Origin of the sequence: Bacillus xiapuensis (genome assembly GCF_002797355.1) — a bacterium.
In the GTDB taxonomy this organism is placed as follows: Bacteria; Bacillota; Bacilli; order Bacillales; family Domibacillaceae; genus Bacillus_CE; species Bacillus_CE xiapuensis.
The window spans coordinates 1,692,847-1,712,203 of sequence record NZ_KZ454939.1 but is presented as its reverse complement, the minus strand read 5'-3'; the positions used below and the strand labels follow the sequence as shown (position 1 = coordinate 1,712,203).

At 45.7% G+C, this 19,357-nt stretch carries 18 protein-coding genes; 16 read left to right on the top strand and 2 right to left on the bottom strand.

Annotation, left to right across the window (positions count from 1 at the left end; genetic code table 11):
• The first annotated feature begins 272 nt into the window (after positions 1-272).
• The 12 genes from panB to CEF20_RS08425 all read left to right on the top strand — a co-directional run bounded on the left by panB (position 273) and on the right by CEF20_RS08425 (position 11,703).
• Positions 273-1,112, top strand: coding sequence for a 3-methyl-2-oxobutanoate hydroxymethyltransferase (gene panB, locus CEF20_RS08480; protein ID WP_100331396.1), 840 nt, complete (start codon positions 273-275; stop codon positions 1,110-1,112).
• A complete protein-coding gene (panC, locus tag CEF20_RS08475) occupies positions 1,109-1,957 on the top strand; it encodes a pantoate--beta-alanine ligase (protein ID WP_100331395.1) in 849 nt (282 codons plus the stop codon). The genes panB and panC overlap by 4 nt, the downstream gene beginning before the upstream one ends.
• Before the next feature lie 14 nt (positions 1,958-1,971).
• Positions 1,972-2,355 (top strand): aspartate 1-decarboxylase, encoded by a 384-nt coding sequence (gene panD / locus CEF20_RS08470; protein ID WP_100331394.1) that lies wholly within the window; start codon positions 1,972-1,974, stop codon positions 2,353-2,355.
• Between the two features lie 158 nt (positions 2,356-2,513).
• A complete protein-coding gene (dinG, locus tag CEF20_RS08465; RefSeq protein WP_100331393.1) occupies positions 2,514-5,333 on the top strand; it encodes an ATP-dependent DNA helicase DinG in 2,820 nt (939 codons plus the stop codon).
• Between the two features lie 48 nt (positions 5,334-5,381).
• The gene (locus tag CEF20_RS08460) at positions 5,382-6,182 is read left to right on the top strand and encodes a ComEC/Rec2 family competence protein (protein ID WP_100331392.1); all 801 of its coding nucleotides are present in this window, start codon (positions 5,382-5,384) and stop codon (positions 6,180-6,182) included.
• 80 nt (positions 6,183-6,262) lie between these two features.
• Entirely contained in the window at positions 6,263-6,433 is a 171-nt protein-coding gene (locus CEF20_RS08455; protein WP_100331391.1) for a YpmA family protein, read from the top strand.
• 11 nt (positions 6,434-6,444) lie between these two features.
• A complete protein-coding gene (locus CEF20_RS08450; protein ID WP_100331390.1) occupies positions 6,445-6,921 on the top strand; it encodes a cell wall elongation regulator TseB-like domain-containing protein in 477 nt (158 codons plus the stop codon).
• Between the two features lie 23 nt (positions 6,922-6,944).
• Positions 6,945-8,138: a pyridoxal phosphate-dependent aminotransferase gene (locus CEF20_RS08445; protein WP_157796268.1), complete on the top strand. Its 1,194-nt coding sequence runs from the start codon at positions 6,945-6,947 to the stop codon at positions 8,136-8,138.
• Positions 8,139-8,325: 187 nt separating this feature from the next.
• Entirely contained in the window at positions 8,326-9,618 is a 1,293-nt protein-coding gene (gene asnS / locus CEF20_RS08440; protein ID WP_100331388.1) for an asparagine--tRNA ligase, read from the top strand.
• A 233-nt stretch (positions 9,619-9,851) separates the two neighbouring features.
• Positions 9,852-10,541, top strand: coding sequence for a DnaD domain-containing protein (locus CEF20_RS08435; RefSeq protein WP_100331387.1), 690 nt, complete (start codon positions 9,852-9,854; stop codon positions 10,539-10,541).
• 14 nt (positions 10,542-10,555) lie between these two features.
• Positions 10,556-11,209 carry an endonuclease III gene (gene nth, locus CEF20_RS08430; protein ID WP_100331386.1) on the top strand — a complete coding sequence of 218 codons (654 nt, stop codon included), beginning with the start codon at positions 10,556-10,558 and terminating at the stop codon, positions 11,207-11,209.
• The gene (locus CEF20_RS08425; protein WP_100331385.1) at positions 11,209-11,703 is read left to right on the top strand and encodes a YpoC family protein; all 495 of its coding nucleotides are present in this window, start codon (positions 11,209-11,211) and stop codon (positions 11,701-11,703) included. The genes nth and CEF20_RS08425 overlap by 1 nt, the downstream gene beginning before the upstream one ends.
• A 26-nt stretch (positions 11,704-11,729) precedes the next feature.
• Here the strand turns inward: CEF20_RS08425 and CEF20_RS08420 are convergent, their stop codons facing one another.
• Together CEF20_RS08420 and recU are read right to left on the bottom strand one after the other, a co-directional pair.
• Positions 11,730-14,477, bottom strand: a complete 2,748-nt coding sequence (locus CEF20_RS08420; protein WP_100331384.1) for a PBP1A family penicillin-binding protein — start codon at positions 14,475-14,477, stop codon at positions 11,730-11,732.
• Between the two features lie 138 nt (positions 14,478-14,615).
• Entirely contained in the window at positions 14,616-15,221 is a 606-nt protein-coding gene (gene recU, locus CEF20_RS08415) for a Holliday junction resolvase RecU (protein WP_100331383.1), read from the bottom strand.
• 415 nt (positions 15,222-15,636) lie between these two features.
• On the opposite strand from recU, the gene CEF20_RS08410 reads away from it, so the two are divergent.
• The 4 genes from CEF20_RS08410 (at position 15,637) to CEF20_RS08395 (ending at position 19,321) form a co-directional block, all read left to right on the top strand.
• Complete coding sequence (locus CEF20_RS08410) at positions 15,637-15,879, top strand: hypothetical protein (protein WP_100331382.1); 243 nt, start codon at positions 15,637-15,639, stop codon at positions 15,877-15,879.
• A 267-nt stretch (positions 15,880-16,146) separates the two neighbouring features.
• Entirely contained in the window at positions 16,147-16,497 is a 351-nt protein-coding gene (locus CEF20_RS08405) for a DUF1798 family protein (protein WP_100331381.1), read from the top strand.
• Between the two features lie 70 nt (positions 16,498-16,567).
• Positions 16,568-16,927, top strand: coding sequence for a YppG family protein (locus tag CEF20_RS08400; RefSeq protein WP_157796231.1), 360 nt, complete (start codon positions 16,568-16,570; stop codon positions 16,925-16,927).
• Between the two features lie 147 nt (positions 16,928-17,074).
• Complete coding sequence (locus CEF20_RS08395) at positions 17,075-19,321, top strand: DEAD/DEAH box helicase (RefSeq protein WP_100332052.1); 2,247 nt, start codon at positions 17,075-17,077, stop codon at positions 19,319-19,321.
• Positions 19,322-19,357: the final 36 nt, after the last annotated feature.

The window sequence follows — 19,357 nt, the reverse complement described above, 5'->3', positions numbered from 1 at the left end:
ATTTTTTGATCACGCATGCAAGGTGTTTATTAATTTTTAATAGTCAAAAACAGCGGGCTTGCTATAATATAGCTGGGCAGTATCCCAAAGGGAGCTGCACCTTGTGGAATATAAGCCAACGGTCAAATGAATAGCGTTAGTCTGCCTTGATCCGGAATGGACAGGGACAGAGGGTCGAAACAACGAGTGATACAAGGGGTCCTTCTGTCTGAAGGCCCCTTTTTTTATAGCCTATTGTTTCGTCTCCTCTGGAAGAAAAGGAGGAAGCGGAAATGAAACAGACCACGGATTTTATCCAAATGAAGGCAGCGGGTGAGAAGATTGTGATGGTAACGGCCTATGATTATCCTTCCGCTAAATATGCGGAAGCAGCCAAGACCGATCTCATTTTAGTCGGAGATTCCCTCGGAATGGTGGTGCTCGGTTATCCATCGACCATTCCTGTCACACTTGATGATATGGTTCATCATACGAAGGCGGTCAAACGCGGTGCCAAGGATACATTTATCGTCACCGATTTACCGTTTATGACCTATCACATCAGCCGCGAAGAAACGATGCGGGCAGCGCAAAGGCTGCTGCAGGAGGCGGGGGCACACGCCATTAAGCTTGAAGGCGGCAAAGAAGTGGTCAAAAAGGTTCGCTTGCTAACAGAAGCAGGCGTGCCCGCTGTGGCTCATTTAGGGTTAACCCCGCAATCTGTTGGCGTGCTCGGCGGCTATAAAGTACAAGGGAAAACAGCGGCATCAGCTGCGGAGCTAATGGAAGAAGCGAAGCGGTTGGAAGCAGCAGGCGCGTGCATGCTTGTGCTGGAGTGCGTGCCTCGTCAATTGGCAGCGCAAATTACCAAGGCCATCAGCATCCCTGTAATCGGCATCGGCGCCGGAGGTGATACGGATGGGCAAGTACTTGTGTACCATGATCTTATCCGTTATGGCGTCGATCGCATTCCTAAATTTGTAAAAGCTTACGGCGATGTCGGTCCTGTGATTGATCAAGCGCTGTCCTCTTACGTGAAGGATGTGAAAGCAATGAAGTTTCCGGCTAAAGAGCAAGCCTATTCTATGAAGGAAGAAGAATGGATGCAGCTGTATGGGGGAATGCAATCATGAGAGTGATTCGTAAGATTACCGAGCTAAGAGCATTCGTTCAGGCACAAAAAGCGTCTGGCTGCTCTATAGGCCTCGTACCAACGATGGGCTATTTGCATGAGGGACATTTAGCATTAGCCCGAAAAGCGAGAGAAGACAATGAAACAGTCATTATGACAATCTTTGTCAATCCGCTTCAGTTCGGTCCCGCCGAGGACTTCGACAGCTATCCCCGGGATCTCGCCCGCGATAGGCTGCAGGCAGAAGCAGCAGGGGTGGATCTCTTATTTGCTCCGGAAGTGGAAGAGATGTATCCTAAGCAGCCGGCCGCGGCTCTGAAGGTGCTAGCGCGCACGAATTGTCTGTGCGGAAAGAAGCGCCCTGGCCATTTTGACGGGGTTGCAACTGTATTGACGAAGCTTTTTCATTTGATGCAGCCGGACAGAGCTTATTTTGGCATGAAGGATGCTCAGCAGGCAGCTGTTATTGAAGGGATGGTGGAATCGCTTAATTTTCCTTTGGAGGTTGTGACGGTAGAAACGGTGCGGGAAGCGGACGGCTTAGCTAAGAGTTCAAGGAATGTCCATTTGACGCCTGAAGAGCGCGAAGCGGCTCCGCAGATTTATCAGGCACTTTTGAAAGGCCAAAGGATGATTGAACAAGGGGAGCGCCATCCGGCTCCAATCATTCAGGAAATCGCATCCCATCTGCAGAAGTATTCTAGAGCGGCCATTGATTACGTAGAATTGCTGTCTTATCCTGAGTTAGAACCAGTAAAGACTATACAAGGAAAAATCATCCTCGCTGCGGCTGTTAAATATTCGGCCGCTCGTCTCATCGATAATATTGTGATGAACTGCGAGTAAAGGAGTGAAGAAAGATGTTTCGTATGATGATGAACGGCAAGATTCACCGGGCTACTGTAACGGAAGCCAATTTGCATTATGTCGGCAGCATTACGATTGATGAGAACTTAATTGAGGCCGCGGGTATGGCGATTCACGAAAAGGTGCAAATTGTCAATAATAATAACGGAGCCCGCTTGGAGACTTATATCATTCCTGGAAAGCGGGGCAGCGGCGTTATCTGTCTAAATGGCGCCGCTGCCCGCCTAGTGCAGCCGGGAGATGTAGTCATTATTATGTCGTACGCTATGGTGCCGCAGGAGAAAGTGCAAGATCATCAGCCTAAAGTAGTCATTGTTGGAAAGGACAATCAGATTGAACAGCTGCTTCATCAGGAACCGGAAGCGACCATTTTATAAAGACGGAAATCCTTTATGGTGCTTGAAGCCATAAAGGATTTTTTTAAAGGCTGCACGGGAATTGCTTTTCATCCTCTCCAAACCGGGCTGTAGCTACATAGAAAGATCATATGGTACACTTAAATATGATTTTACGAGAAAAAGGTGTGTAAACCGTTATGACATATTCACGCTTCGTCGTTACTGATTTAGAAACGACCGGTCATGCTGCTAAAGGTGGCGACCGCATTATCCAAGCATCCTTTGTGATTGTTGAAAATAAACAAATTATTGAACAATATACCACCCTTTTTAATCCGAAAAGGCAAATACCGGCTTTTATCGAGGAGCTTACAGGAATCAGAAACAATATGGTCCAGGAAGCTCCTTTGTTCCGCGAGGAAGCTTCTAAGATATTGCCGCTGCTCAAGGGGGCAGTCTTTGTGGCTCATAATGTGCCATTCGATCTTCACTTTCTGCAAGCGGAGCTGGAGGAAGCGGGCTGTCTTCCTTTCTCCGGGCCTTCCATCGATACCGTCGAATTAGCCCGCATGCTGTATCCGACATTGGATAGCTATAAGCTCAATGATTTGGCAGTCAGTCTGGGCGTTCATCATGACCGGCCGCATCGGGCGGATAGCGATGCCTACGTAACCGCCGAGCTGCTATTGAAAATGATGGAAAAGCTGAACGGCCTTCCGCTTGTTACTTTAGAGAAAATGGAGCAGCTGGCCGTTCATCTAAAAAGCGATATTTATTTATTGCTGCAAGCTGTTATTGCGGAAAAGCAGCATCATATTGAGCATCTCCCGGAATCAGTTGAGGTATATCGGGGGCTGGCGCTGCGCAAAAAAACGATTCAAAAAAAATATCAGGAAAACAAAGGCTATACATATCCCAGCCGGCAGGAAGAAAAATTAGACCTGCTCACTCAAATTCCTCATTATGAGCAAAGAGACAGTCAGCTGAAGATGATGGATCAAGTATACCGCTCGATGGAAACGAATACTCACTTAGCGGTCGAAGCCGGAACAGGCACAGGCAAGTCGCTTGGATATTTGCTCCCTGCCGTCTACCGCAGCAAGATGAGTGACCGGCCTGTCGTTGTGAGCACGCACACGATTATTCTTCAGCAGCAGCTGATGCATAAAGAGATCGGTCAATTAAAAGCGATTCTGCCGTTTCCTGTGCTGGCTGCTGTGTTAAAGGGGCGCAGTCATTATATCGATTTATATAAATTTCATCAGAGCTTGAAAGAAACGAATGATAATTACGATTATGCCTTAGCCAAAATACAAATTTTAACGTGGCTGCTGGAGACAGAGACCGGAGATGCTGATGAATTAAATTTATCATCAGGGGGCTGGCTGTTCTGGAATGAAGTAAAGCAAGATGGCGCATATATGAATAAAGGCCGGAAAGCATGGCTGGAGAAAGACTTTTATGCACTTGCCAAGAAGCGGGCGGAGGAAGCGGATATCGTGATTATTAATCACTCCTTATTGCTGGCGGATTTAATGGCTAAATCATCGCTGCTTCCGCATTACAGCCACGTGATTATTGATGAAGCGCATCATTTTGAGAAGGCGGCAAGAGAGCGTCTTGGCCGGTCACTTGACGCTGCTGACTTTAAGTATTTAGTCGCCAAAGCCGGCACTTATCAGCAGGAGGGCTTGTTTTATCAATGCGAGCAGCTGCATGAAAAGTATAGCGGCCCTCCTAACGAAGAAAGCGGCCGTTCCCTCATTGATCGCCTGCTGCATGAACTGATGCTGGAAGGGGAGGAATGGTTTGGCACCTGGCAGTCCTTTTTTGAAAGGTATACTAAGAAACGGTCGGGAAATGGGCATCGGCGCCAGCTTAGGCTGACAGAGGATACAAGACAGCTGCCTTATTGGAAGCATATTGAGTATGGAGCGGAAAGAATAGATGAAGCGATGAGCCGTATTTGTGCAGGGCTGAAACGGCGCTTGGAGTCGCTTTCTGCTCATCGCGAGCAAATGTCTGCGGCTGAGCAAATGAAATTGGATGAATTGCGGGAGCTGTTAGAGGAATGGGAAGCTTTTATCCAAAATATTGAACAGCTGATTTTCCGTCCTGAGGAAGACGAAGTCATTTGGATGGAAGGAGATAGCCGGTCGTTCACCAATACGTTCATTATTAAATCACATCCGGTTTCGCCCGCTGACTTAATCCGGCAAAAGCTGCTTGACTGCAAGCATGTAATCTTTACCTCAGCGACGCTCACGGTTAATCAATCCTTTCGTTTTTTTGCAGAGCAAACCGGGTTGAATGAAATGGTGTATGACAAAGTGATATTGCCTTCGCCCTTTGATTACGAGCGGAATTGCCGGATGATTATTCCCAGCGATGTGCCGGAAATTAAAGGAGCTACGCAGGAAGAATACATCGAAGCCTTGGCTAATCATTTAACTGCGACCGCTGATGCCGCCGAAGGACGCATGCTCGTTCTCTTTACTGCCTACGACATGATGAGGAAAACCTATGATTTAATGAAGGATAGCGGCTTGCTTGAAGAATATGTGCTTTTAGCGCAGGGGATCAGCAATGGAAGCCGAAACCGTTTAGCCAGGAATTTCAAGCGCTTTGATAAAGCGATCTTATTTGGCACGAACAGCTTTTGGGAGGGGATCGATATTCCCGGCGAAGATTTATCTTGTCTGGTGATTGTCAGACTGCCTTTTTCTCCTCCCGATGATCCGTATACACAAGCAAAGCATGAACAGTATGCGAAGCAAGGGAAAAGCGCCTTTACCGCCTACTCTCTCCCGCAGGCAGTGCTGCGATTTAAACAAGGAGTTGGCCGCTTAATTCGCAGCAGCCAAGATCGGGGAATCATTATTGTGTTTGACCGCCGCATACAAATGAGTGCCTACGGGAGAACTTTCCTAGATTCCATACCGGGCATTCCCGTTCGAGAAGCAACGCTTGGAGAAACGGTGTCCATCATTGAAAATTGGCTGCAGCTCTGTGAGTAATTTCAGCAAAACTAACACACGCTAACGGTATAGAAAGGAGAAGCAGCTATGAGGATATTATTTGCTTTAAGCTTCAGTATAGCTATATGGCTTTGCTCCTCCGAAACCTCGGCTTCCACGATTGATCTCCATTTAAAGGAGGGAGAGTTTGCCCTGTCTTTTTTGCCTTTATCGGATGGAGAAGCTGCTATTATTCACACGGCGAACGGCCGCCATTATTTAATAAATACCGGGACGAAGGACAGCCGTTCTTCGATCCTGGCTTATTTGAGAAAATTTAAAATGGACCGATTATCCGGATTAATCCTCACTGATCAGCAGGAGGGGGCTTCTGATTTCATTCACAAATTAAATAAATTCTATCAACTTAAGAGAGTGTACTCCGTTCATGGCAAGGATGAATTATCCAAAAGCAAACTGTACTATGAGGGATGGAAGGCGGGGGACGTGAAAGAATTGGCGCCGGGTATCCGACTGACAGTTCTTTATAGCGGGAGATCGGCTAGAGAAGGAATGGACTTTTCGATTAAACATCACGATTCACGCTTTTTATGGATGTCTTCCGCCTCAAAAAAATCCGAAAGAAGCTTATTGAAGGAAGAGCTTAAAGATATCAATATTGTCAAAGTACCGGGGCATGGCGGGAGCAGCAGCCTGTCGTATAATTTATTAACCCATATGGATCCGCAAACAGCGGTCATTTTCAAGCAGAAAGGCAAAAAACCGGAGGATGATTTTCTCGAGCTGCTGCATCAATTATGGATCGATGTTTTTTACACGGATCAGCATGGGTTAATCACCATTAAATTTACACAGCTGGGCTATGAAGTGCTGACTTTTTCAGAATAAATTTGAATTTTTCAAGTAATTAATTGATGCGAGAAGACTATTTCTTGATATAATGGAGAGGAACAGGAGGCGTTTTTTTGATGGAGAGGAAGATTGAAGTTTTATCCACCGTGACGATTGACAACCATGCGGATTTGTATAAAATTGTCGATGCGTTAAATCGCACTCTTAAAAGAGAAGACTTAATGTTTGGGCTTGCTTTAAAGCCGGAAGACCAAAATAAAGCGGTTTTTACGATTTATCGTACATAAGGAAGAAAAAGATGAAAAAATGGATTATAATCATAGCCGCTCCGCTGTTTCTGATCACTTTCGCGTTTATATTGGTGTATAATAATGCGCAAGAACCGTATAAAAAAGCAAAAACGGATGCGGTGGCGACCGCAAAAGAGGAAAGTGCAATGACCACCGTAACAGATTTTACTGTATATCACAGCAACGAAACTTATTATGCGGTCATCGGGCAAACGGATAAGGGAAGGCAGCTGGCAGTGCTCGTGCCGGAAGATCAAAAGAAAAAGCCTGTCACTGTCGATTTGGCAAAGGGAATGACTAAGCAAAAGGCAGTGAAAAAGCTGCGAAACGAGAAAAAGATCGAAAAGCTGCTGTTTGCCAATCTCGGAATGGAAAAGCGCGGCCCGGTCTGGGAACTGGTCTTTTTAGATAAAAACGATCAGCTGAACTACTACTATCTGCTTGTCGGCAGCGGAAAATGGTGGAAGAAAATAGAGAATATATAAATTTGGAGGAATGTTTTATGGAAATTCAATTAGCCCAAAGAGTCAAAGCGCTGACTCCTTCGACTACCTTAGCGATTACAGCGAAAGCGAAAGAAATGAAAGCCCAAGGCATTGATGTCATTGGTCTTGGAGCGGGAGAGCCTGATTTTAACACTCCGGAGCATATCATTCAGGCAGCATACGAATCCATGCAGCAAGGGCAAACGAAGTATACGCCGTCGGGTGGCTTGGCTGCGCTAAAGGACGCCATTATTCATAAATTTGAAAAGGATCAAGGCATTGCATATCAGCGCGATGAAATTATCGTGACCATCGGTGCGAAGCATGCGCTGTATACACTGTTTCAAGTCATTTTGGACGAAGAGGATGAAGTGATTATTCCGACTCCTTATTGGGTGAGCTATCCGGAACAAGTGAAGCTTGCCAACGGTACACCGGTATATGTTGAAGGGAAGGAATCCAATCAATTCAAAATTTCTCCAAAGCAGTTAGAGGCGGCCATTACCGAGAAAACAAAAGCTGTTATCATCAATTCCCCGAGTAACCCAACAGGGATGCTGTATACAAAAGAAGAACTGAAAGCGCTTGGTGACGTAGCCCTGCGGCATAATATTTGGATTATTTCTGATGAAATTTATGAGAAATTAGTATATGACGGTCACCATCACGTATCTATTGCGGAGCTTTCGCCAGAGCTAAAGGCGCAGACGATCATTATTAATGGAGTGTCTAAATCCCATTCCATGACTGGCTGGCGCATAGGCTACGCTGCAGGAAATGCTCAAGTCATTAAAGCCATGACTGGCCTGGCGAGTCATTCGACATCCAATCCTACGGCTCCTTCTCAGTATGGTGCGATCGCCGCGTACGAAGGAACACAGCAGCCAGTAGAGGAAATGAGAGCTGCGTTTGAGAAGCGTTTGAATGTTATTCACGCCAAGTTAAATGAAATTCCGGGCTTCTCTTGCTTGAAACCGCAAGGAGCGTTCTATCTGTTTCCAAATGTCAAAGAAGCGGCAGCACTGACGGGCTTTGCGAGTGTCGACGACTTTGTTAAAGCCTTGCTTGAAGAGGCAAAAGTAGCTGTTATTCCTGGAAGTGGTTTTGGCGCACCGGATAATATTCGCCTCTCTTATGCCACATCATTAGAGCTGCTTGAGGCGGCTGTGGATCGTATGGGCGCCTACGTGAAAGCGCATATGCCGCAGCAATCTTAATGCCGCTTTAGTAACTTGACAGCCTTTACCACGGCTGTCAAGTTTTTTTTGACGGGAATCCATTTGAACAGCGATTTCTGCCAGCGAGGCGGTTGTGCGCCTGCTTCTTGCGTCCTGAAGGAAGATATAGGTATAATATTAGCGGATCCCGTCAGGGGTTGCCGAATATTTTGGAGGGAAGTCTTACATGAAAACTACAATTGCAGAAGTGAGTAAGTTTGTCGGTCAGGAAGTGACGATAGGTGTCTGGCTTGCCAACAAACGCTCCAGCGGAAAAATTGCTTTCTTGCAGCTTCGTGACGGAACTGGTTTTATCCAAGGCGTTGTCGTCAAAAGCGATGTTGGCGAGGAAGTATTTAAGCAAGCGAAAACCCTTACGCAAGAAACGTCTTTATACGTTACCGGCGTTGTCCGAGAAGATAATCGTTCCCCGTTTGGCTATGAATTAAGCGTAACTCAGCTAGAGGTTATTGCTGAAGCTGTAGATTACCCGATTACGCCAAAAGAGCATGGGACTGAGTTTTTAATGGATCATCGCCATTTATGGCTCCGTTCTCGCCGCCAGCATGCGGTCATGAAAATTCGCAATGAAATTATCAGAGCAACGTATGAGTTTTTTAATGATCGCGGTTTTACAAAAGTCGATCCGCCCATTTTAACTGGAAGTGCTCCTGAGGGAACATCTGAGCTATTCCATACCCGCTATTTTGACGAGGATGCGTATCTTTCCCAAAGCGGTCAATTATACATGGAAGCGGCCGCCATGGCGCTTGGAAAAGTCTTTTCTTTCGGTCCGACTTTTCGAGCGGAGAAATCCAAAACCCGCCGTCATTTAATTGAGTTTTGGATGATTGAACCTGAAATGGCCTTTTGCGAATTCGAAGATAACTTAGTTGTACAGGAGCAGTATGTGACTCACATCGTCCAATCCGTACTGAAGAATTGCCGTTTAGAATTAGATCGATTAGGGCGGGATACGTCCAAGCTGGAACAAATCCAGGCACCTTTTCCGCGAATTACATATGATGAGGCGCTGAAATTTTTACATGAAAGAGGTTTTAACGATATTCAATGGGGCGATGACTTTGGGGCACCTCATGAAACAGCCATCGCTGAAAGCTTTGATAAACCAGTATTTATCACTCATTATCCAACAAAGCTTAAACCGTTTTACATGCAGCCTGCACCGGAGCGTGAAGAGGTTGTGCTCTGCGCTGATTTAATAGCCCCTGAAGGCTATGGGGAAATTATTGGAGGTTCAGAGCGGATCCATGATGACCAGCTATTAAGCGAAAGAATTGCTGAGCATCATTTAGATCCGGAAGCTTATAAATGGTATTTGGAGCTTCGGCAATATGGCTCCGTTCCTCATTCGGGCTTCGGCTTAGGGCTTGAGAGAACCGTTGCTTGGATCAGCGGTGTGGAGCATGTGCGCGAAACCATTCCTTTTCCGCGCTTGCTCAATCGCTTATATCCGTAAAGTAAAGCTTCAAAAAGCGGGCGTTCTCTTTGATCCTCCGCTGATGAAGTGAAGAACAAAGGCTGTCGTCTGCATCGTGCAGGCCCGAATGAATCGGCCCTCTGAATGAGGGATAAAAACAATAAGGCCGCGCTGTATGCGCGGCCTTTAGTATGGTGAGATAAATACTTTCCAAATTGTCAATTCTCATTTTTCAGCCGCCATCATGATATACTAGCTATGAGGTGTCCAATATGGAGCAAAATGAATTGATTACAGAGTGGATGAATGAAGGAATGATCAGCGTTCCTAACGTATTGCTGATGCACTATCGCCAACTGTCACTAACAGAATCAGAGCTTGCACTCCTTTTGCATATTATGGCGTTTAAGCAAAAGGGCCAACATTTTCCAACATTTGAAGAACTGGCTGGCCGAATGACGATGTCTGCGGGCGAATGCTCCATCATGATTAAGAAGCTTATTCAGCAGCAGCTGATTGCGATTGAACAGGGAGACTCTCCCGGATATGAACGTTATTCACTCGAGCCGCTTTGGAAGAGGCTAGCAGAAAAAATGGTGCAGCAGTCACGGCAAACAGCTCTTCAGCAGGCGATGAGCGAAGAGAAAGATCTTTATACTTGTTTTGAACAGGAGTTTGGCCGTCCGCTTTCTCCGCTAGAATGTGAAACGCTGGCGATTTGGGTTGATCAAGACCACCATGATCCCGCCATCATTAAAGCTGCATTGAGAGAAGCGGTAATATCAGGGAAGATGAATTTCCGCTATATTGATCGTATTTTGTTTGAATGGAAAAAGCAGGGGATTGAAACGCTTGAACAGGCCAGAGAGTATGGACAGCGTTTCCGCCGCCATCAATCTTCTCCTGAGCAAGTGCAGCGCTCAACAAAAGCGGTGCCTTTTTATAATTGGCTTGAGCAGTAGAAAGGAGAGAAGCTATGCTGAATAAACAGCAAATTCGTTATTGTTTAGATACAATTGCTGACATGTTTCCGGATGCTCACTGCGAGCTGAATCATAAAAACCCATTTGAATTGGTCATTGCTGTTGCTCTGTCTGCTCAATGTACGGATGCGTTAGTAAATAAAGTGACCAAGGATTTGTTTGAGAAATATAAAACGCCGGAGGATTATTTAGCTGTTTCGCTGGAAGAATTGCAGCAGGATATCCGTTCTATCGGGCTTTACCGAAACAAGGCCAAGAATATCCAGAAGTTATGCCGGGTGTTGCTGGAAGAGATGAACGGAGAAGTGCCGAGAACACAGGAGGAGCTTGTGAAGCTTCCTGGTGTAGGGCGCAAGACAGCCAATGTCGTTGCTTCCGTGGCCTTTGGCATACCCGCTATCGCTGTGGATACTCATGTTGAACGTGTCAGCAAGCGGCTGGGAATTTGCCGATGGAAGGATAATGTGACTGAAGTGGAAGAAACGTTAATGAGGAAAATCCCAAGGGAAGAATGGTCGGTTACTCATCATCGTTTAATATTCTTTGGACGCTATCATTGCAAGGCACAATCACCCAAATGTGAGGAATGCCCGCTGCTAGATCTGTGCCGGGAAGGAAAGAAGCGGATGAAAAGGAAGGCTGGATAATGGCGGTGGTGCCGGTTCCTCCTCATCTCCAGCACCCGCTGTTCTTTCAGGCGGAGTCTGTTTTTGTACCGAATCAACTGAGCGTTGCAGATGAGCCGTATTTTATTTATGAATTAACTGGAATAGACAAGCCTTGGCTTAAGGCCGATCGATATGTAAAGATGCTGGATCAGGAATGGCGCAAATTAAAAAAGCAGCTTGATCGGGCCTTTCAAATGAGAGACAGTTGCACCTTTTCTTCTCCAATGAAAGCATTGCTAGCTTTGTTATGGATGAACCTCTATTGGAGCAACGGTTCTCCAGTCATGCTCAACAATTGGCCGGATCGCGTGCAGTCACTAGCTATTAAGCCGATTAACGCAGCTGAAAGGCTGTCTTTTGTGATGAATCGCCCTTTTTCCTATCAAGCGTACGTGCAAATCAATGAACTAATAAGTGAACAGCAAAAGCAGCTGGCTAAATATCAGCTCATGCAACACAAAAAGGATGGCTAAATGCCATCCTTTTTGTTGTCAGCTGCTTATAGGCCGCTTTCAGTTCCTGATTGTGTGGATTGTCCTTGCTGGGTATTGCCTCCATTGTTATTGGCAGGAGGTGTTCCAACGGGCGGCTGAGTAGGCGAAGGATTTCCGCCTGAGCTGCTTCCGTTGCCGTTGCCGTTATTGTTGCCGTTGCCGCTTCCTCCATTGTCTCCATTAGGAGGTGTGCCGCCATTCTGTCCATTTCCTTGGTCTGGAGGAGGCGTATTTCCTCCGTTATGATTTCCGTTATTGTTGCCGTCAGGCGCTTCGGTATCAGGTTGATCAGGTTCTTGCTGGCCGCCATCTTCCGGTTCAGCTGGGTTCTCGCCACCTGAGGCGGTTACGGACGTGGAAGCCGAGTCCACTGTTGCGCCGTCTACAGTCGCAGTTACCGTAATGCTGTATGTTTGGCCAGGCTGTACATTGCTGATGACGGCTGAATTTCCGTTCGCAGCTTGCGATTGTCCGTTAGCTGTAACGGTAAAGCTTGGCGTTCCCTCTCCGCTGAAAGACCAAGATACGGAAATGCTCTGGGAGGAAGAATCATAAGCTGCATTCAATCCTTCAATTTTTCCTTTGGTTTCTTGTTCTTCTTTCTCTTTCTCTTTGTCTTTGTCTTTTTCTTCTTCGTCATCTTTATTTCTGTATACTTTCTTAGGTTCTTCCCCTTTGACAAAAAGTTCATAGACCTTGTCGCTGTCAGGAACGCTGTCACCGGCCACTACAGCAGGGTTGGAGCCTTTTAAGATCGGAAGTTCTACAACGCTTTTCGGCTTTTTGAAGTCTTCTGTTTTCACATCTGACGAAACTTCTTCCATTAAATATCTAAACAGTCTTTTGGCAATGCGCTGGCTTTCAGGTGATAAATACTCGCTTTTGTTCGGGTAACCGGTCCAAATTGCCGCTGTATAGTTGGTTGTATATCCGACAAACCAGGAATCTGGCGAGCCGCTGTCAGGAATGCCAAAGTCGCTTTTTTCTTTCTCAGTATAGTTGGTGGTTCCTGTCTTTCCGGCTACATCTAAACCAGGTATATTCGCTTGGGTTCCGGTACCTTCGCTCACAACATCCCTCAGCATATCGGTAATCATATAAGCGGTGTAATCACTCATCGCTGCTTTAGGTTTAATGTCGTTCTCCACTTCCGTTTCCCCATCAGATAGGATGAGTTTCTTTACTGTATGCGGCTCATTGTATTGGCCGCCGTTTCCAAATGCCGCATAGGCGCCGGCTAAATCAAGAGGTGAGATGCCGCTCATCGCGCCAATGGAGTTGGAATAGTTTTCTGATTCCTCTTTCTTCAGTTGAATTCCAAGGTTTCCTAAAAATTCGTTGGCCTTTTCGTGTCCCACTTCTTTATAAGCTTCTAAAGCCGGTATGTTGCGGGAGTAGGTCATCGCTGTTCTCATTGAGATCGGTCCCATATAGGAACCGCCAGCGTTGCGTATCGGTGTGCCGTCCGGGTATGTCGTCGGTTTGTCATCCAGCTGCTGATAGGTAGACCAATTTAAATATTCAATCGCAGGCCCGTAATCAATCAGCGGTTTAATGACGGATCCTGGCTGACGCTGTTTTAAGTCCACCGCGTAGTTGTATCCGCGCTCGACCTTCTGGTTTTCACCGCGTCCTCCGCCGACTGCGCGCACTTCCCCGGTTTTCGTATCAGTGAGGGCGATTCCGGCTTGAAAATCATCGCTCGGATAACTAAGAATGTCCTCTGTGTTGAGTAATTGATCCATATAATCCTGAGCTTTGCGATCTAGAGTGGTGTAAATCTTTAGTCCGTCCGAATAGGGATTGTAGTCGCCCATGCGCTGAACTTCTTCAATCACCATATCGATATAGGCATTGTATTTCTTTGTTTCTCCTTCTCCTTGCTTGTTTTCAGCCAGCAATTTATTTAGCGGCACTGCTTTAGCCTGTGCCATTTCTGTTTCGGAAATTTTATCATGCTGCTTCATCAGGGACAGTACGAGATTCCGGCGCTTCTCTGCACGTTCAGGATTGGTAAAAGGATTGTAATTATTCGGGCTCTGCGGCATGCCGGCAATTAAAGCCGCTTCAGGAAGCGTTAATTCATCCAATTCTTTATTGAAATAGTGCTTTGCTGCGGCTTTAATCCCATGAATGCCCTGAGACATATAGACTTTATTGGCGTACATTTCAAAGATTTCTTCTTTTGTATATTGCCGTTCCAGCTGATAAGCCAGCCAAGCTTCCTGAGCTTTTCTTTTCAGCGTTTTTTCAGGTTTTAAAAAGGACAGCTTGACGACCTGCTGGGTGATGGTGCTTGCCCCTTGTGAACCGAATCCGTCGGTCACGTTTTTAAGGGCAGCGCCGCCGATTCGTATAATATCTACGCCGTGATGCTCAAAGAAGCGAGCGTCTTCCGTTGCAAGAATGGCGTCCTTCACCAGCTGCGGAATATCTTCATATTTGACGTAATCTAGTTTTCCAGAGCCGATCGTCGTAATGAATTTCCCATCTTTATCGTAAACCTTCGAAGGGATAGGATCCCGCAAAAGCGCTTCATCCAAATTCGGCGCATCTTTGACCATGTAAGCAAAAGCGCCTATTCCTCCTGCAAGAGAGAGCAGAATCAGGACGGCAAAAGTAAGAAATACTTTTTTGAAGAGGGAACGCTTTTTCTTCTTCTTCGGCCCCTTTGCAGGAGCGGCTGCTGGTTTAGCCGCTCTTTTTTTCTGTTGCTTGCGTCTTTCTGTACGTGAATTGTATTGATCAGACATTTGTCTAATTTCCTCGCTTTCAAAAGGAATAGACAGTATAGAAACTGCCCTTCCTAATATTATTCATATCCAATCGGGTAAGAAAAGTTCATTTCCGCCTATTTTTTAGGAAATTCTTTCATCCGCTGGCGACTTTGCCTAAAAGTAAAGCTCATCAATTACGGATAAATAGGGAATTCGGGGATGCAGCCCTATAGGAATGGAATAAGCTGCTGTTTCCAGCTCAGCCTTTGCTATAGATTTGCGGCCGCCGCTAATCATCCGCTCCCAAAAGTCAAACAAGCGGCTGCAAGGAAGAAAATAGATCTCCTCTACTGCAGCGAATCGAATGATCACAAAGCAGACTCCCTTTTGTTTGTCCACTTTTTTCATATGCTCAATCTGATGGGGGTGAAAATTCTTCAGCGGGAAAGCGGTAGGACTTTTCGTCTCCTTCGCTTCAAAATCTAAATACTTCCCCCTGTAGACCCCGTTATAGTCAGTAGTTGAAGCTTGTTTGAAGTAAGCTTCTTTAATGACGGCTGCACTTCTCCTTGGATAATCAACTTGAACGATTTGAACTGGCGTTGGTTTTTTGTGGACAACGGCTATTCCACGTTCAAGATAAAATGTATTGGTCTCATTCAAGTCCTCCTCAAGTGTCATTCCCCTGTTGCTGTAGCTGTCCTTTTTCAACCGTTGCTTTTTGGGAAGTTCTTGTGAAAAAGGCACATACTTTTTTCCATTCGGATATTTTATCGCCATAGATAAACACCTCACAAGATAATACATATCATAACAGAAAATTTTAATCATGGGGGAAGAAAAACACCTGTTTTTTGGGGAAGAATGCCTTTTCCCAAAGCTGGTGATTCGGATTCCACGCCGGTCGCTGCGCTCTATTGCTAGAACTATGTGTCTGCTCGGCATATTATCCCTTTTTTCTGCGATTCTATTATAACCTTTTCGGAGTGAAATCGCATAGATGAAACTATCCTCTGTCATTTCAAAGATTGCCGGTTTGTCGAATAATAAACCCTCTTTGTCTGCCTGCTTCTTTCTTTGGCGAATTGCTCCTAGTTTTGTCATGCTGGCAGGAGATTCAATAAGGAGGGCAGAAAGTAAGCAGCAAGACAATGCCGATGGAATGCAAGCAATTTAATAAAAAGGAGTGGCGTCTGTGACAAAAGAAGAAGCATTGCGAGCATTAGCGGAGATGGAGGAAAAAGTGGAGCAAATTGAACTGATTTTAAAAAAGCGAGTCTCGAAGCTTCATAAAGCCCACTGTACGCGTCTTTTGAGAAAAAAGGAGATGGTGATGGAGCGCCTACGCCTGCTGGAAGAGGGGGCCGACTACCTTTTATCCACTCCTTCTTCCTACAAAATGGTTCAATCACTGAAAGTATCCTATGAAACGTTTTAACTTCCCAGCGCAAGAAATTTCTCGCTTCTCAACGAGAAAAAACATTGGCACGAGTAAATGCCGGAGAGGAAAGCCGCTTAGCCAAAAAAAGCATAAAACGAGTGAAATAGCTCAGCCAGTAACTGCTGGCAGCTAAAAGCAGCGATAAGCCTGGCCCTCCTTCAAAAACAATAGGTTTTAAGCGGCCGGTTGAGTCAGGTTGAAGAGAAGTAAAAAAACTTATAGAATGTATGTCATCGAACGATTGCTGATTGAGGAGTTATTGAAATGAATTCACTTCACGAATTAACCAAAGCATTACTTCATCTCGTGCATCAGGCCAATGAGGTATATCACAAAAACAGAAGAGAGCAAACAAAAGGCGATTTTTATCAGGAGGTTAAGCCGTTTGCGGATCAGGCCCGCCAATTGTCTGAAAAATGGGAGCAAGCGGTGATGAAAGAAATGAAGAGGAGGGAATTTAAATACGTGCACCCTCCCCAAATAAAAGCCACACTAGAGAACATTGAATTGATTTCCGTACAAGCGTTTTTTCCAGAAACAAGCTACACTCGCTTTAAAAACTATGTGGAGTCGACAATTTTTATTTTGGAACAGCTGCAAAGAGAGCTGGACTAAGAGGCACTTCTTCCTCCAATAAGTCATACAATAGGTTATATACTTATTTTTATTCTTGGAGGGAATGAGAATGAATCATTGGGGTCCAATGCCGATGCAGCCCTATCCATATGAATATTATCCGCAGCTCCAAGCTCATCCGTACTTCTATCCGCAGCCGGCGGATCAATCTTCATTTGCCGGCTCCTTATTCGACCATCCTCTCTATACCATGCACCAGCCTCAGCAGCCGTATATGCCATTTTCAGCCCCGTCAGCACCCAATATGAATAAACCGCCGGCTTCCGGCAATATGTTCATTAAATCCTTTCAAAATGAAGACGGCTCGTTTAACATGAATAAAGCACTGGATACAGCAGGTTTAATGATGAATACCGTATCGCAGTTATCAAGCATCGTTAAAGGTGTGAGCGGATGGTTGAAAGTATAAAAGAGCGCGCTGCCATGGACCGCAAAAGGAAACAGTCTCCTTTTGCGGTTTTTTAGTGTGCGGACAAATAAAAGCTGAAGAATTCCAACTAGCCAGCCAAACGTTTATTCGCTAAACTATTAGGTACAAAGAGGTGATCGCGTAATGATAGGAAAGAAATCATTGCCGGAATTAATCGAAAAGCTGAAGCGCAATGAGAATATTGTACATTGGCATGAAATTAAGCCACAGGAGGCAAAGACAGCACCCATTCCAGGACATGTAGATGCCAGAATAAAGGCTGCTTTGCAAAAAAGAGGCATTGAGGAATTATATAGCCATCAGCACACAGCGTTTGAAACGGTAAGGAGGGGGGAGCATATTGTTGCTGTCACGCCGACCGCGTCAGGAAAAACGCTGTGCTATAACTTGCCGGTGCTGCAGTCAATTGCCGAGGATCACAGTAATCGCGCGCTCTATATTTTTCCGACGAAAGCGCTGGCTCAAGATCAGAAAAGCGAATTAAATGAAATCATAAATGAAATGGGAATGGGCATTAAAAGCTACACCTACGATGGCGATACGTCGCCTGCTATCCGCCAAGTGGTCAGAAAAGCCGGGCACATCGTCATTACCAATCCGGATATGCTCCATTCGGCGATTTTGCCGCATCATACAAAATGGGTCAGTTTATTTGAGAATTTGAAATACGTTGTGATTGATGAGCTTCATACCTATCGCGGAGTCTTTGGAAGCCATGTTGCGAATGTGATCAGAAGGCTGAATAGAATTTGCCGCTTTTATGGAAGTAATCCGTTGTTTATATGCACATCCGCAACGATCGCCAATCCGCAAGAGCTGGCTGAACAGCTGATCGGTGAGCCGGTGCGCTTAATTGAGGATAACGGAGCTCCTAGAGGGAGAAAGCATTTTGCCTTTTATAATCCTCCGGTTGTGAACGAAGCGTTAAATATCCGAAAAAGTGCCACAGCAGAAGTGAATCAATTGGCAAAAGAATTTTTAAAAAACAAAATACAAACCATTGTTTTTGCCAGAAGCCGGGTTCGGGTTGAGATCATTTTGAGTCATATTCAGGAGCTTGTGAAGAATCAAGTGGCCGCCCGTTCGATCAGAGGATATCGCGGCGGCTATTTGCCGAAGCAGCGGCGGGACATCGAAAAAGGCCTGAGAGAAGGGGAAATCATAGGTGTGGTCAGCACCAACGCACTTGAGCTTGGCGTTGATATCGGTCAATTACAGGTGTGCATTATGACGGGGTATCCAGGGAGCGTCTCCAGTACATGGCAGCAAGCGGGCCGGGCAGGAAGAAGGCATGAAGAGGCGCTGATCCTGATGGTCGCCAGCTCTTCTCCTTTGGACCAATATCTTATTCAGAATCCGGATTATTTCTTTGAACGTTCCCCCGAGTCCGCCCGCATCAACCCGGATAATTTAATTATATTGGTCGATCATTTAAAATGTGCTGCTTATGAGCTGCCTTTTAAAGAAGGAGAAAAATTTGGATCTTTAAATGTGAAAGACATATTAGAATTTTTAGCGGAAGAAAGAGTGCTCCATCAAAACCAAGACACCTATTATTGGGCGAATCAATCGTTTCCAGCCGGGAACATCAGCCTGCGCTCGGCTTCCCAGGAGAATGTCGTCATCATCGATCAATCTCAAACGGGCAATGTGACGATCATCGGGGAAATGGATCGCTTTAGCGCGATGACCCTGCTTCATGAAGAAGCGATTTATCTTCATGAGGGCGTTCAATATCAAGTGGAAAAGTTAGATTGGGATCACTTGAAGGCGTACGTTAGAAAAGTAGAGGTAGAATACTACACAGATGCAAACTTGGCCGTCCAGTTAAAGGTAATGGAAATCGACCGGACGATTTACCGACAAACGGCGAACCTTCATTTTGGAGATGTATCCATCCATATTTTGCCGAGTATATTTAAGAAAATTAAATTGACAACATTTGAAAATATCGGTTCGGGCCCCATCCATTTGCCGGAAGAAGAGCTGCATACTAGCGCAGCTTGGATCGAATTAAAGCAAACCGATCCGCTGATGGGCGAGAAGGATTTAGAGCTGTTGCTGCTGGGGGTTGCCAATGTGCTAAGGCATGTTGTTCCGGTGCATGTGATGTGTGACCGCAAAGATATCCATGTAGTTTCTCAAATCAAGGCCGCTCATTCGGGACTGCCGACCATTTTTTTATATGATCACTACCCCGGAGGAATCGGGCTGTCGGAAGAAGTCTATAAAAGCTTTGATCGCATAAAGGAGGCAGCTTTGCGTTTAATCAAGCATTGTCCGTGTGAAAACGGCTGTCCGTCCTGCATCGGTACGGAAATAGAAGGGGACAGAACTAAGCAGAGAAGCATTCGGCTGTTAGAGCAGCTTTGAGGAAGGACGAGTGAAAGAAGATGGATTTGTCGCGAA

Coding starts and splice junctions, on each gene's coding strand:
- nth (WP_100331386.1), top strand. CDS start 10,556: ATGCTGAATAAACAGCAAATTCGTTATTGTTTAGATACAATTGCTGAC.
- CEF20_RS08450 (WP_100331390.1), top strand. CDS start 6,445: ATGAAAAAATGGATTATAATCATAGCCGCTCCGCTGTTTCTGATCACT.
- asnS (WP_100331388.1), top strand. CDS start 8,326: ATGAAAACTACAATTGCAGAAGTGAGTAAGTTTGTCGGTCAGGAAGTG.
- CEF20_RS08405 (WP_100331381.1), top strand. CDS start 16,147: ATGAATTCACTTCACGAATTAACCAAAGCATTACTTCATCTCGTGCAT.
- CEF20_RS08435 (WP_100331387.1), top strand. CDS start 9,852: ATGGAGCAAAATGAATTGATTACAGAGTGGATGAATGAAGGAATGATC.
- CEF20_RS08400 (WP_157796231.1), top strand. CDS start 16,568: ATGAATCATTGGGGTCCAATGCCGATGCAGCCCTATCCATATGAATAT.
- dinG (WP_100331393.1), top strand. CDS start 2,514: ATGACATATTCACGCTTCGTCGTTACTGATTTAGAAACGACCGGTCAT.
- CEF20_RS08420 (WP_100331384.1), bottom strand. CDS start 14,477: ATGTCTGATCAATACAATTCACGTACAGAAAGACGCAAGCAACAGAAA.
- panB (WP_100331396.1), top strand. CDS start 273: ATGAAACAGACCACGGATTTTATCCAAATGAAGGCAGCGGGTGAGAAG.
- CEF20_RS08425 (WP_100331385.1), top strand. CDS start 11,209: ATGGCGGTGGTGCCGGTTCCTCCTCATCTCCAGCACCCGCTGTTCTTT.
- panD (WP_100331394.1), top strand. CDS start 1,972: ATGTTTCGTATGATGATGAACGGCAAGATTCACCGGGCTACTGTAACG.
- CEF20_RS08460 (WP_100331392.1), top strand. CDS start 5,382: ATGAGGATATTATTTGCTTTAAGCTTCAGTATAGCTATATGGCTTTGC.
- panC (WP_100331395.1), top strand. CDS start 1,109: ATGAGAGTGATTCGTAAGATTACCGAGCTAAGAGCATTCGTTCAGGCA.
- CEF20_RS08455 (WP_100331391.1), top strand. CDS start 6,263: ATGGAGAGGAAGATTGAAGTTTTATCCACCGTGACGATTGACAACCAT.
- recU (WP_100331383.1), bottom strand. CDS start 15,221: ATGGCGATAAAATATCCGAATGGAAAAAAGTATGTGCCTTTTTCACAA.